At 46.0% G+C, this 13,643-nt stretch carries 12 protein-coding genes; 1 reads left to right on the top strand and 11 read right to left on the bottom strand.

The genetic code is table 11. The features are described from left to right. Nucleotides 1–171 precede the first annotated feature (171 nt). From CCC70_RS04580 to uraA, 5 genes are all read right to left on the bottom strand, one after another. On the bottom strand, nt 172–780 hold the full coding sequence (locus CCC70_RS04580; RefSeq protein WP_138277160.1) for a stage II sporulation protein M: 609 nt from the start codon (nt 778–780) through the stop codon (nt 172–174). A gap of 131 nt (nt 781–911) precedes the next feature. Next, entirely contained in the window at nt 912–2,471 is a 1,560-nt protein-coding gene (rny, locus tag CCC70_RS04585; RefSeq protein WP_021650814.1) for a ribonuclease Y, read from the bottom strand. A gap of 293 nt (nt 2,472–2,764) precedes the next feature. Then, nucleotides 2,765–3,253, bottom strand: coding sequence for a regulatory protein RecX (locus tag CCC70_RS04590; protein WP_195635124.1), 489 nt, complete (start codon nt 3,251–3,253; stop codon nt 2,765–2,767). A 3-nt stretch (nt 3,254–3,256) separates the two neighbouring features. Then, complete coding sequence (gene recA / locus CCC70_RS04595) at nt 3,257–4,309, bottom strand: recombinase RecA (RefSeq protein ID WP_021650811.1); 1,053 nt, start codon at nt 4,307–4,309, stop codon at nt 3,257–3,259. Nucleotides 4,310–4,573: 264 nt separating this feature from the next. Next, entirely contained in the window at nt 4,574–5,824 is a 1,251-nt protein-coding gene (uraA, locus tag CCC70_RS04600; protein ID WP_118752582.1) for a uracil permease, read from the bottom strand. A 188-nt stretch (nt 5,825–6,012) separates the two neighbouring features. Between uraA and pepT the strand changes: the two genes are divergently transcribed. Beyond that, the gene (pepT, locus tag CCC70_RS04605) at nt 6,013–7,239 is read left to right on the top strand and encodes a peptidase T (RefSeq protein ID WP_287084364.1); all 1,227 of its coding nucleotides are present in this window, start codon (nt 6,013–6,015) and stop codon (nt 7,237–7,239) included. Between the two features lie 183 nt (nt 7,240–7,422). Here pepT and CCC70_RS04610 read toward each other — a convergent pair whose 3' ends face one another. The 6 genes from CCC70_RS04610 to CCC70_RS04635 all read right to left on the bottom strand — a co-directional run bounded on the left by CCC70_RS04610 (nt 7,423) and on the right by CCC70_RS04635 (nt 13,491). Next, a complete protein-coding gene (locus CCC70_RS04610; protein WP_173733636.1) occupies nt 7,423–9,048 on the bottom strand; it encodes a putative polysaccharide biosynthesis protein in 1,626 nt (541 codons plus the stop codon). Nucleotides 9,049–9,063: 15 nt separating this feature from the next. Then, nucleotides 9,064–9,738: a uracil-DNA glycosylase gene (gene ung / locus CCC70_RS04615; protein ID WP_021650805.1), complete on the bottom strand. Its 675-nt coding sequence runs from the start codon at nt 9,736–9,738 to the stop codon at nt 9,064–9,066. Nucleotides 9,739–9,759: 21 nt separating this feature from the next. Next, nucleotides 9,760–10,518, bottom strand: a complete 759-nt coding sequence (gene hisF, locus CCC70_RS04620) for an imidazole glycerol phosphate synthase subunit HisF (RefSeq protein WP_186582071.1) — start codon at nt 10,516–10,518, stop codon at nt 9,760–9,762. A 2-nt stretch (nt 10,519–10,520) separates the two neighbouring features. Continuing rightward, nucleotides 10,521–11,150: an imidazole glycerol phosphate synthase subunit HisH gene (hisH, locus tag CCC70_RS04625; protein ID WP_021650803.1), complete on the bottom strand. Its 630-nt coding sequence runs from the start codon at nt 11,148–11,150 to the stop codon at nt 10,521–10,523. Nucleotides 11,151–11,296: 146 nt separating this feature from the next. Next, nucleotides 11,297–12,814 carry a sensor histidine kinase gene (locus CCC70_RS04630; RefSeq protein WP_021650802.1) on the bottom strand — a complete coding sequence of 506 codons (1,518 nt, stop codon included), beginning with the start codon at nt 12,812–12,814 and terminating at the stop codon, nt 11,297–11,299. After that, on the bottom strand, nt 12,811–13,491 hold the full coding sequence (locus CCC70_RS04635; protein ID WP_015526981.1) for a response regulator transcription factor: 681 nt from the start codon (nt 13,489–13,491) through the stop codon (nt 12,811–12,813). Before CCC70_RS04635 ends, CCC70_RS04630 begins: the two co-directional genes overlap by 4 nt. Nucleotides 13,492–13,643: the final 152 nt, after the last annotated feature.

Below are 13,643 nucleotides of genomic sequence, written 5' to 3' on the forward strand. Positions count from 1 at the left end.
ATCCCGTTTCTCTAAAATCATACTCGTTTATGACTGAATTATACTGTGAATTTTACATAAAATCAAACAGTTTTTCATCGTAAAACCGCACAATTTCAACACTTTCCGGCACAAACCACCAAATATCGCAGATTTTATGGAAACCATCACTAGATATTGTGGAAATTTTCCTCAAAAAAATTTCAGGCCCTTTATAACTTTTTCTACGATCCAGGGATTCAGAAAACTTTCTGCAAGGATTCCTCCTGTATACAGCAGAAAAACTGTGATCCCCTGCCGAAAATAAGCCCCTGTTTTCTGCGGCACAAGTCCATAATTTTTCCAGATCCCATACGATTGTCTGTATACGATACCTGCAAGATAAAAATACGCCGGAATATAGACCAGATACTGCGGCATCAGAAGTCCGGCGCCGGCCACACCGCCATAAATACCAAATTCCAGAACCGATAATGCCAGGATCATTCCTGTCTCCATTCCCAAAAACAGCATATATGCGACCGTCAAAGGCACTCCGAATATTGTAAATCCGCATAAAAACAACAGAAGAAAAAAAACTCCTCTTCGTCGCAGCACTTCCAGGAAATAAGCTCCGCCGGAAATATCTTTTCCTGCAAAGCTGCGGATCAGATAAAAAGAAGCCAGGGTTTTCTGTTTCCACTCCATTTTCCAGATCAGATTCGGCAACACATTTCCCGCAAAAACTCCGGTCATAAAAAGAAGCTCCGCCGGAAAACGTCCGGCATTTTTCCACTTCCGGTTCTCTGTCTTACTCTCCATTTACTCACCCTGTACCAGTTTACGCCTGTTTTTCCAGTAATATGACCGTTTTTCCGCATGACAAAAAAAGGCCGGCCAGCTAAAAAGCTGTCCGGCCTTTGGTATTTCCAGAACTTTCTTCCATTGAAAGCTTATTTTGCGTAGTCAACCGCTCTGCTTTCACGGATCACATTAACTTTGATCTGTCCAGGATACTCAAGCTCTGCCTCGATCTGCTTTGCAATATCTCTTGCAAGGAGAACCATATCTGCATCACTTACATGATCCGGCACGACCATAACACGAATTTCTCTTCCTGCCTGAATAGCAAAAGATTTCTCTACACCCTTGAATTCATTGGTGATATCCTCAAGCTGTTTCAGACGATTGGTATAGGTTTCCAGGGTCTCACGTCTTGCTCCAGGTCTTGCTGCGGAAATTGCATCAGCAGCCTGTACAATACACGCGATCAGAGATTCCGGCTCCACATCACCATGATGAGACGCAACCGTGTTGATAACGATCGGGGACTCCTTGTATTTCTTGCAGAGATCCACACCGATCTGAATATGAGAACCTTCTACCTCATGGTCAATGGATTTACCAATGTCATGAAGAAGTCCGGCACGCTTGGCCATACGCACATCCACACCAACTTCTCCTGCAAGAAGTCCGGAAAGCTGTGCAACCTCAATTGAATGTCTCAGAGCATTCTGTCCATAGCTTGAACGGAATTTCATACGTCCAAGAAGCTTCAGAAGTTCCGGATGGATTCCATGTACCCCTACATCCATGGCAGCATTCTCACCGTCTTCCCGGATCTGTGCTTCCACTTCTTTCTGGGCTTTCTCTACCATCTCTTCAATTCTTGCCGGATGGATACGTCCATCCACGATCAGTTTCTCAAGAGCCACTCTGGCGATCTCTCTCCTGATCGGATCAAATGCGGAGAGTACCACTGCCTCCGGTGTATCATCAATGATCAGATCCACACCGGTAAGTGTCTCAAGTGTACGGATGTTACGGCCTTCACGACCGATGATCCTTCCCTTCATTTCATCACTTGGAAGCTGTACCACAGAAATCGTTGTCTCGGAAACATGATCCACTGCACATTTCTGAATGGCATTGACTACATATTCCCTGGCTTTCTTATTGGCATCTTCCTTGGCTCTGTTCTCAAGCTCTTTATAGAGTCTTGCAACATCCACCTTTACGTCATCTTCTACAGATTTCAGCAATTCTTCTTTTGCCTGTTCGGAGGTAAGACCTGAAACTCGTTCCAGTTCCTGTACTCCTTTTTCCTCAAGTTCATTTACTCGTTTTTCTTTTTCTTGTAACTCGTTAAATTTCGCTGTACATTCCAGCTCACGCTTCTCCACTGCATTGGCTTTTTTGTCAACAGATTCCTCTTTTGACAAAACTCGCTTCTCGTATCTCTGCAGCTCGTTTCTCCGTTCCTTGGTTTCCCTTTCCAGTTCATTTTTAGTTCGCAGAGATTCTTCCTTTACTTCAAGTAAAGTTTCGCGTTTCTTGGTCTCTGCTGCTTTCAATGCTTCATCAAGAATATTCCTTGCCTTATCCTCTGCTGTACCTATGATTTCCGCATCCTTGCGTACTTTCTTGTCAACAGCAACCTTGCAAGTAACAGGAACTGCAATAAGTAGCGTGACTACCACAGCGACAATAACACCGATAATTGTGCCTGCCACAGGAGCACCTCCTTATTTAGTTTTCATTGTACAAATACAACAATACAAGTTTAGCTGTTTTTCACATTTATGTCAAGTTTTTCTCATGAAAAAGCAGATTTTGGTTAGCACATATAAACTGGCTCTTTTTCTCCGCAGAGTTATTGTTACTGTTCACTCCGTTCTCAGTAACACGCTTCGCGATGCACAGAATTTATGCTGATCGCATAAATTCGCGCGGTATGTCTCGGGTTTTCTGTGACCTTCGCTCACAAAAAACACCTCGCGGGACATTACCAGTGAACAGTAACGAGTTATTCCATATCACGGTTCACCCGGATGTTCATTTCTTCCAGGGTATGGGAAATATCCTCATACCGGAACGCTCGTCTGGCCAGATATCCATACAACCTTCGCATCTGTCCTTCATCAAGCTCTGTGTCCGGCGCATATTTCTTTTCGATCGTCCTGCGTAATACCTCCCGCTCGTCCGGTTCCATAAGCTCTTCCATCTCATTCCAGGCATCCAGGGCAGTCTGACGGTCCACACCCTTTAACTGAAGTTCCGAGAGGATCTTCTGACGACTTCTGGATTCCATGCGGAAGGAGATATAGGTTCTGGCATAACGGGCATCGTTGATATACCCATAGGACTTCACATAAGCAATGGCATCTTCTACTGCCTCCGGTGAAAATTCAGCCTGACGGAGTTTATCCGTCAGGCCTTTCTCTGTGCGGTCCATATGTTCCAGAAGCCGCATGGCTTTCTTTCTTGCACGGTTTCGTTCTTCCAGATCCAGCATGGATTACTCTTCCTTCTCTGTATCTTCTGCCTGTACTACTGCTTCTGCTGTCTCATCTGCCGGATCCAGATGATAATGTACACGAACCTTCTTCTCGATCTCATCGCGGATCTCCGGATGCTCTCTCAGGAATAATTTGGCATTCTCACGTCCCTGTCCGATCTTATCCCCTTCATATGCATACCAGGCTCCGCTCTTGTTTACGATGGAGCATTCTGCAGCCAGATCCAGGATATCTCCCTCTCTGGAAATACCGGTTCCGAACATGATATCAAACTCTGCCTGCTTAAATGGCGGAGCCACCTTGTTCTTAACTACTTTCACACGGGTGTGGTTTCCAACCATCTCACCACCCTGCTTCAATGTTTCCACACGGCGTACATCCATACGGACAGATGCATAGAATTTCAGCGCACGTCCACCGGTTGTAGTTTCCGGATTGCCAAACATCACTCCAACCTTTTCACGAAGCTGGTTGATAAAGATCACCACGCAGTTGGACTTGCTGATAACAGCTGTCAGTTTACGGAGTGCCTGTGACATCAGACGGGCCTGCAGACCTACATGGCTGTCTCCCATATCTCCTTCGATCTCAGCCTTGGGGACCAGGGCTGCAACAGAGTCCACGATCACGATATCCACAGCACCGGAACGTACCATAGTCTCTGTGATCTCCAGCGCCTGCTCTCCGTTATCCGGCTGTGAAATATAAAGGTTGTCGATATCAACACCTATACTCTTGGCATAAACAGGATCAAGAGCATGCTCCGCATCGATAAATCCTGCGATTCCGCCTCTCTTCTGCACTTCAGCGACCATATGTAAGGCTACCGTTGTCTTACCACTGGACTCCGGTCCATAGATCTCCACGATACGTCCCTTGGGAACACCACCTACGCCAAGGGCGATATCCAGGCTTAAGCATCCTGTGGGAACTGCCTCCACCTGCATATGGGAACTGGAATCTCCAAGCTTCATGACAGAGCCTTTACCGAACTGTTTCTCAATATTTCCAAGAGCCGCTTCCAGCGCCTTCTGCTTCTCTTCACTGATCATTATGTAATCTCCTATTCTTTATTCTCTTTCTAATCAGGTTTCCTTTAATCCGAACCTTTGTTCGTGTTTTCTGTATTACATAGTATTATAAAACGGAATGATTGTCAATAAGATACTTGAAAATCCTTCTGTTTTTTTGTTGACAGGATCTCTAAAAATCCGACAAAAAACTTCCCATACATGATTTCTTTTTCCTCTCTGAATGCAAAAAAGCAGATAAAAAGATTTCCCTCTTCATCTGCTTTTTATGCAATATATTTCCTGTCACTGATCGTTTGTCAGCTTCAGTTTGTCCAGAATATAGAATACAAGGCTTAATGCCATGGCAACCACACATGCCAGCACCATACCGGTAAGCTCAACATTTCCAAGCTTCAGGGCAATTCCGGAAAGACCTACAACAAAGACAACGCTTGTCAGCGTCAGATTTCTGGACTTGCTGTAATCCACGTGATTGTCAACCAGCATACGAAGGCCGGAGGTTCCGATCATTCCGTAAAGAAGGAAGGAAATCCCACCGATCACCGGACCTGGAATGGTACTGATCAGGGCTGCCAGTTTACCAAGGAAGGAACAGCAGATAGAAAGCACTGCCGCACCACCGATCACCTGTACACTGTAAACCTTTGTCACTGCCATGACACCGATGTTCTCACCGTAAGTAGTTGTCGGCACAGAACCAAGGCATCCGGAAACTGTGGTAGAGAAGAAATCTGCAAACAGGGATCTGTGGAGACCCGGATCTTTCAGAAGATTTCTTCCAACGATCTTTCCGGTTACGATCTGATGGCCGATATGCTCGGAGGTTACCAGAAGCAATGCCGGAAAGATCGTCATAATGGCCTCAAAATCAAATTTCGGAGATGTAAAGTTGGGAAGAGCCAAAAATGCTGCTTCCCTTACCTGTGTAAAATCCAAAAGCCCGCATGCACCTGCTGCCACATATCCCGCAATGATCGCGATCAGGATCGGAATAACAGAAAGGAAGCCCCGGAACAGGATCTGCCCGAATACCGCAACTCCAAGTGTGACCAGAAATACGATCACATTCTTCGGATCTACCTTCTCGTCCAGAAGTCCTGCCGTACTTGCTGCATTTCCCGCAAGTTCCAGACCGATCAGTGCCACTACCGGTCCCATTGCCGCTGTAGGAAGCACGATATCGATCCAGTCTGTTCCGCACTGGCGGACGATCAATGCCACGCACATACCAGCAATACCCAGAACAACGAAACCACCAAGGGCATACTCATATCCATACTTGCTGATCACCAGAAGAGCCGGTGAAAGGAAGGCAAAACTGGAGCCCAAATAAGCCGGTGCCTTTCCTTTTGTGATGAAAATAAAAAGGAGTGTTCCCACACCATTCATCAGAAGCACAATAGCCGGACTGATACCAAAAAGGAATGGCACCAGTACGGATGCTCCGAACATGGCGAACATGTGCTGGATACTTAACGGTATCAGCATCTTTGCAGGTACTTTTTCTTCGACCTGTATGATTCTTTTTTCCACTCTCAAATCCTCCTGTTTTTTATTATCTCACAGATTATAGCACAGGTTTTCACATCGTGGGAGATTTTTTCTGAAAATATACGGATACTGTGTGGTATACTGTTATTATCTCCGGAAAAACAGAACGGCTTCATAAATGCGGCCATAACCTGTTCCGGATAGATTTTTTCAGAAAGGAATATTCTTCTATGAAAGCATACCAACGACTTTTATCCTATGTAAAAATATCCACACCCAGCAATGAAGAAAGCTCTTCTTCCCCCTCTTCCCAGTGCCAGTTTGACCTGGCCCGGCTTCTTGTGGAGGAACTGAAAGGCCTTGGGATCTCTGATGTGTCTCTGGATGAACACTGTTACGTTTATGCACATCTTCCTGCTACAGAAGGTCTGGAGCACTGCAAAGCACTGGGTTTTATCGCTCATATGGATACGGTTTCCGATTTCTGCGACCATGCAGTCACACCGATGATCACAGAAGATTACGATGGAAAAGAGCTCCCTCTCGGCACAAGCGGCAGAACTCTTTCCCCGGAAATGTTCCCCCATCTTGCTTCACTTGCCGGGCGTACCCTGATCACCTCAGACGGAACCACGATCCTGGGCGCAGACGACAAGGCCGGCATTGCAGAGATCCTCACTGCGCTGGAGCATATCCTTACGGAAAAAATACCTCACGGACCTCTCTGCGTTGCTTTTACTCCGGATGAAGAGATCGGCATGGGACCGGCCCACTTTGATGTAAAAAAATTCGGTGCGGATTATGCATATACCCTGGACGGTGATACGGAAGGCGAGATCCAGTACGAAAACTTTAACGCCTGCAGTGCAAAAGTAACCTTCCAGGGTGTTAATGTACATCCCGGTTCTTCCAAAAATACTATGATCAACGCAGCCCTCGTTGCCATGGAATTTAACTCCATGCTTCCGGCAGCGGACACTCCCAGGAATACAGAAGACTACGAAGGATTTTTTCATCTGTGTTCCATGAAAGGAGATGTTTCCCAGGCTGAGCTTCAGTATATTGTCCGGGATCACGATGCCGCTTCTTTTGAGATCCGTCAGAAAACGCTCACACATATCACGGAGATCCTTAATGAAAAATGGGGGGAAGGTACCGTAACTCTTACCATCACCCAGCAGTACCGCAATATGAAAGAGATCATCGATACCTGCCCATGGCTGATATCTTTGGCAGAGGAAGCCTGCCACAGCTGCGGTGTCACACCGCTGATCCTGCCTATCCGCGGCGGCACAGACGGTGCACAGTTAAGCTTTATGGGACTGCCCTGCCCGAATCTCGGAACCGGCGGACATGCCTATCACGGGCCTTATGAGCACATTACAGCAGAAGGAATGGATGCCGCTGTGAACGTTACTCTGGAGATCATAAGACTGTTTTCACAGAAAAAAGTCTAAAGGGAATCCATTCTTCAAAAGCCTGCATTTCCAGAGACCTGATATAATAAAAAAATACTCACAGATCCTCCGGCTGGAAATCTACCGGAACAAATCTGTGAGTATTTTTTTCTGTGCTAGCTGTGTTCACTTTGAGTTCTGCACCGAATAACTGTATTGCCGTTTACTGATCAGACTTACAGATCAGATGATCTTCATCATTCTCGCCAGCTTCTTCATATATCTTCCACCAGGCATCATACCCAGTTCTTCTTCACCGGGCTTGCTTACAAACAGATATACAATAAAGTATACAACTGCTGCCAGGATCACGGAAATACCTAGGCAGATCACATTGGAATGGATCAGTGCATACAATCCGTAATACACCACTCCCGCAACAACCCCCATCGGGATAGATGCCAGGAACGGGCTTAAATAAGCACTTCTCCATGGATTCTTATAGCCCATATATTTCTTGATGGAACGGTCATTGAGAAGACACATCACAACTGCATAAACGATCTGGGCGATGACAATGGTATAAACACCAAGATTGGTCAATACCAGAAGCAGTGCCATGGCTATCACATCTGCCACCAGTGCAATGGCTGCATGGATCATCGGGAGCTTCGGCTTGCCGATTCCCTGAAGTACACCGTTGGTGATATTGGAGTTGCCATTCAGGATAATGGTGATCCCTCCCAGGATCAGAAGCTGTCCGCCTACGCCATTGGTTCCCGGGAAGATCAGTCTCGTGATCGGTCCGGAAAGAACTGCAAGACCTACTGCCGCCGGAATGGATATCAGCATACTGATCCATGTGGCACGGTCTGTCTTCATATTTGCACCTTCAATATCGTGCATTGCATAATGCGCGGAAACCTCAGGGATCATAGATGTCGGTGCTGTACTTGCCAGGGTAAGCGGGATATTGATCAGCGTCATATAATATCCGTACTCGGAATACAAGGTCTGGATCACGTCCTTGGCAGCACCCTTGATATCCATGATACCGGAATACATATAGCTGTTGATATATCCGTTTACATTATAAATAAAAGCACTAAGAATGATCGGCATGATGATGAGCACGATATTACTCATTACATGACCCATACTCTCATTTACAGAATGGCGGTCATTGACGATCCTTTTCCGGATGATCTTACGGTTTACCCCATAAACGATCAGCATAAAGATCAGCGCGGAAGCCACACCTGCTCCGGTACCCATGGTAGCACCTGCCGCACCCCAGCGATGGACCAGATCCATATCTCCTGTTGCGGAAAAATGCTGGATAAATACATGTGACATCAGAAGCGCAAAGGTTGCCACAAAGATCTGCTCAATGATCTGCGAGATCGATGTAGGCATCATATTGCGGTATGCCTGGAAATATCCACGGAATACACCGCAGAGACCGGACATGAAAATTGTGGGCGCAAGCATCTGCAGTGCCAGACGGGCGTTAGCCATACTGTCCGGAACCAGGATTCCTGCACCAAATACACAGATCAGCGCCACGATACCGCCGGCAACTGCCGCATAGATCAGTGCACCGTAAAATACCTTCTGTGCATCCTTATATCTGTGAAAAGCGATCTTCTCCGCCATGATCTTGGATACAGCCTGAGGAATACTGAAGGACGCGATCATCAGCAGGATAAAATATACATTCTGTGCAAACTGGAAAAGTGCAAAGCTCTGACTTCCCAGTGTAGTTGAAAGCGGACTCTTGTACAGCATTCCGATGATCTTGGAGATCAGCGCCGCAACCATAAGAAAAGATGCGTTTTTCACAAGTGTGTTATCATTTTTTTTACCCATTTTACTTTCCTTAACTTAAATATTCTCAATCTGCCAGTCAACAGGTTCTACCCCATTGGCTTTCAAAAATTCATTAGCCTTGCTGAAATGCTTGCATCCGAAAAATCCCCGGTAGGCAGAAAGGGGACTTGGATGTGGTGCTTCCAGGATCAGATGCTTCGGATTATGAAGCATGGATGCCTTCATCTGAGCAGGCCGCCCCCAGAGAAGAAACACGATCGGGCGATCCTCCTGGTCCAGGATCCGGATGGCCGCATCGGTAAACTGTTCCCAGCCGATTCCTCTGTGGGAATTGGCCTGATGTGCACGTACAGTCAGCACTGTGTTCAAAAGAAGCACGCCCTGCTTTGCCCATTTTTCCAGATTACCGTTGTTTGGGATATAACATCCCATATCATCCTCAAGTTCCTTATAAATATTCACCAGAGATGGCGGTGTTTCCACACCTTTTTTTACGGAAAAGCAAAGCCCATGAGCCTGTCCGTCATTGTGATAGGGATCCTGTCCCAGGATCACAACCTTTACCTGATGCAGAGGCGTAAAATGAAACGCATTGAACATATCTTCCGGCGGCGGAAAAATCTTTCTTGTTCTGTATTCTGTCATCACGGTTTTATAAAGTTTGGCATAGTAGGGCTGATGAAACTCACCTTTCAGTGCCTCCTGCCAGTCTCCTGCTATAGGAGCCATATCTATCACCTCTCATCCAACTTATCTTCTCACGGAAATTCCTTTTTCCGCAAGGTAATCCTTCACTTCCCGGATCTCCAGCTCTTTGTAGTGGAACAGAGATGCTGCCAATGCCGCATCTGCTCCGCCTTCTGTCAGTGCATCATAAAAATGCTCCAGGGTTCCGGCACCACCGGAGGCGATCACCGGGATGGAAACCGCATCCGCAACGGCTCTTGTAAGTTCAATATCATACCCGGCCTTGGTTCCGTCACAGTCCATGCTGGTAAGAAGGATCTCACCTGCGCCAAGTTCTTCCACCTTCTTTGCCCATTCAAGAGCATCAATACTGGTATCCAGTCTTCCGCCATGTTTGTAGATATTCCAGCCGCCATCCTGTCTTCTCTTGGCATCAATGGCAACTACTACACACTGGCTTCCGAATTTCTGTGCGGCCTCATGGATCAGCTCCGGACGGTCGATAGCTGCGGAATTTACAGAAATCTTATCTGCACCTTCACGGAGAAGCTTCCGGAAATCATCTACAGTACGGATTCCTCCGCCTACGGTAAACGGGATAAATACGTTGGCTGCAACAGCTCTTACCATATCCACCACGGTATCACGCTCCTCGCAGGAGGCAGTGATATCAAGAAAAACAAGCTCGTCCGCACCGGCTGCATCGTAAGCTTTGGCAATTTCCACCGGATCTCCGGCATCCTTAAGATCAACAAAATTCACGCCTTTTACTACACGTCCTTTATTTACATCCAGACATGGAATGATTCTTTTTGTAAACATGATTATGCCTCCTTTCCGGTGCCTGACTCAAGTGCCGCAAAATTCTCAAGGATCTTCAAGCCCCACCGGCTGCTTTTTTCCGGATGGAACTGACACGCAAATACATTTCCCTTCTCCACAGACGCATGGATGCATGTGCTGTACTGAGTGGTCGCTTTCACGATCTCTTCCTCCTCTGCCTGAAGATAATAGGAATGTACAAAGTAAACGTATGTGTTTTCCGGAATACCTTTAAATAATCTTCCGCTGTTCTGAATATGCAGGGAATTCCAGCCCATATGCGGGATCTTCAGTCCCGGACTTGGCGGGATGCGCAGGATTTTCCCCTTCAGGATTCCAAGACCTTCCACTCCCGGTGTCTCATCACTGCTCTCAAAAAGCAGCTGCAGTCCCAGGCATATCCCAAGAAAGGGCGTTCCCTTTTCCACGATCTCATGTATTACCGGAACAAGTCCGTATTTTTTGAGATTTTCCATAGCATCACCAAAGCTTCCAACCCCCGGAAGGATTACTTTATCTGCTTTCAGAAGCACCTGGGGATCCCTTGAGACGACAGTCTCCTGTCCCAGATACTGAAGTGCTTTTTCCACACTTTTGATGTTTCCTGCATCATAGTCAATGATTCCTATCATAATAATGCTTCCTCCTGCTCTTTTGTATCTCGATATTCCTCTCTCACCTTCGATTTACATTGCTTTAGTATAACGCAAAAACAGGCGGTTGCAAAGACTTTTCTCTGCTGCCGCCCATTTTTTCACATTATCACGGTAAAGTTTTATTATTTCCGGTCCAGTGTAAACCAGAATTCCACGCCATTATCAAAGTTCTGCACGCCATATTCCTGGTTCATGCTTTCCATGATGGCCTTTACAATGGATAAACCGATACCGCTTCCGCCGTATTCCCTAGTTCTCGCTTTATCAACTTTATAAAATTTATTCCAGAGATTCGGTACATCTGCCTCAGGGATCGGAGTCCCTGTGTTAAACACACTGATCTTCACACGGTTACCCTCATCCTGCAGCTTGATCTCGATTTCTTTCTCTCCCTCCAGATGGTTCAGGGCATTGCTTACATAGTTTGTCACAACCTCTTCGATCTTAAACTCATCGGCCCATACATAAACCGGCTTCTCCGCCTCAAAGATCACTTTTGCATTCTTCTGCCCGATCATGATATTCATGGTCTGAAGCACGCCGCGGATCAGGGATACGATATCAAACCGCTCCATTACAACTGCATCTTTGCCGGATTCCAGCTGATTCAGTGTGAGAAGATTTTTTACCAGTTTATTCATCTTGGAGGCTTCATCCATAATGACATCGCAATAGAACTCTCTGCTCTCAGGATCATCAGAAATATTTTCTTTTAAGCCTTCTGCATAGCCCTGGATCAGGGCTATGGGAGTTTTCAGTTCATGGGACACGTTATCCAGAAATTCCTTTCGCATCTTGTCGATCTTGATCTTGTCCTCAATGTCACGCTGCAGTTCATTATTTGCAGATTTCAGTTCACTGATGGTAGTCTCCAGCTGTGAGGACATCCGGTTGAAATTATCTCCCAGAACATCGATCTCATTGCCGACCTTGCTCTCGTATTTTGCCTCAAAATCCAGATCTGACATTTTTCTTGAAAGTTCCGTAAGCTCACTGATGGGACGGGTGATCCTCCTGGTCACGACCATAATGACCAGACCACTTAAGATTATGATCATCAGACCTACCGCAAAGTAAAACTTATTGGAAATATCAGCGCTCTCCCGGATGCTCTCAAGGGGTGTCCTTATGATAAAATAATGTTCCTCATCCAGCTGTCCCCAGCATTCCACATAATCCATTCCCGCAAACCGGTCATGCGACTGCTGGATGGTATAATTGTCACCCTGCTTCAAGGTCCGGCTCTTATCTCCGTCCTCATCCAGATCATAAACATATCCGAACAGCTTGCTCTGAAGCATTTTTTCATTTTCGCCCCAGGAAAGCCAGCTGGTATTGCTGCTGTCAATGATAACCCAGGAAAGATTGTTTCTGGAGCAGGCTCTCTGGATCTCATCGGGAATACTCTCCATACCTTTCGAACTGTTGCTGTTCATCATCTTGTCAATATCTGTATTTTCCAAAGTTGTTCGGAGATTCAGAAGTACATCGATCTTTTTTGTCACATAATATTTTTCAAGAAAGGCTCCGTTGATCACGGTAATAGTCAGAATGGATAAAAACAGCAGACCGATAAAGTATGCTGTGATCTGATGGCGGAGACTGTGGATCTTTTTTATTTTTTCCTTCGTTTTTTTCATTCTCCTACCTCAAACTTATAGCCCATCCCCCAGACTGTCTTGATATACTCGCCCTTATCGCCCATTTTACTTCTCAGTTTTTTGACATGAGTATCAATGGTTCTGGCATCTCCGAAATAATCATAATTCCACACAGAATTCAGAATCTTTTCTCTGGAAAGAGCGATTCCCTCATTCTCCAGGAAATAAGTCAGAAGTTCAAATTCCTTGAAGCTCAGATCCATCGGTTTATCATCTACCGTTGCCTGATGCGCTGCCTTGTCAATGACAATCCCACCTGCTGAAAGTATCTCATCTGGGTTGCTCTGTCCCGTTCTTCGAAGAATGGCTTCTACACGTGCTACAAGGATCTTGGGGCTGAAGGGTTTGGAGATATATTCGTCCACCCCGAGTTCAAATCCCAGAAGCTCATCACGCTCATCTCCTCTTGCTGTCAGCATAATGATGGGAACCTTGGAATTTTTGCGGATCTCACGACATACTTCCCAGCCATCCATCTTCGGCATCATCACATCCAGGATCAGAAGCGCAATGTCCTTTTCTTTATAAAAAATGTCCATGGCCTCCTCACCGTCACCAGCTTCCAGTACCTGGAAATTCTTTTTGGTGAGAAAATCCTTTACCAGTTTTCTCATTCTGCTCTCGTCATCTACTACAAGAATTTTTAATGCATCCATTCTATCTTCCTCCGTTTCTCAGTCGCTGTTCCGGACAGCTGCTGACAGCCCGAAATGCTCTGTATCATCCCTCTTTACAAAAAGCTGAGCTTTTACTTCCGGTTCATTCTAAAGCGGATATTTCCATTCCGCTTTGCTACTGCTCATAATAT

The organism is Blautia sp. LMAG:89 (genome assembly GCF_008679485.1).
GTDB classification, from domain to species: domain Bacteria; phylum Bacillota; class Clostridia; order Lachnospirales; family Lachnospiraceae; genus Blautia_A; species Blautia_A fusiformis.

Bases quoted from the DNA above. Each gene is read 5' to 3' on its own strand.
- CCC70_RS04580 (WP_138277160.1), bottom strand. From the start codon at position 780: ATGGAGAGTAAGACAGAGAACCGGAAGTGGAAAAATGCCGGACGTTTT.
- CCC70_RS04590 (WP_195635124.1), bottom strand. From the start codon at position 3,253: ATGCTGGATCTGGAAGAACGAAACCGTGCAAGAAAGAAAGCCATGCGG.
- recA (WP_021650811.1), bottom strand. From the start codon at position 4,309: ATGATCAGTGAAGAGAAGCAGAAGGCGCTGGAAGCGGCTCTTGGAAAT.
- pepT (WP_287084364.1), top strand. From the start codon at position 6,013: ATGAAAGCATACCAACGACTTTTATCCTATGTAAAAATATCCACACCC.
- CCC70_RS04610 (WP_173733636.1), bottom strand. From the start codon at position 9,048: ATGGGTAAAAAAAATGATAACACACTTGTGAAAAACGCATCTTTTCTT.
- ung (WP_021650805.1), bottom strand. From the start codon at position 9,738: ATGGCTCCTATAGCAGGAGACTGGCAGGAGGCACTGAAAGGTGAGTTT.
- hisF (WP_186582071.1), bottom strand. From the start codon at position 10,518: ATGTTTACAAAAAGAATCATTCCATGTCTGGATGTAAATAAAGGACGT.
- hisH (WP_021650803.1), bottom strand. From the start codon at position 11,150: ATGATAGGAATCATTGACTATGATGCAGGAAACATCAAAAGTGTGGAA.
- CCC70_RS04630 (WP_021650802.1), bottom strand. From the start codon at position 12,814: ATGAAAAAAACGAAGGAAAAAATAAAAAAGATCCACAGTCTCCGCCAT.
- CCC70_RS04635 (WP_015526981.1), bottom strand. From the start codon at position 13,491: ATGGATGCATTAAAAATTCTTGTAGTAGATGACGAGAGCAGAATGAGA.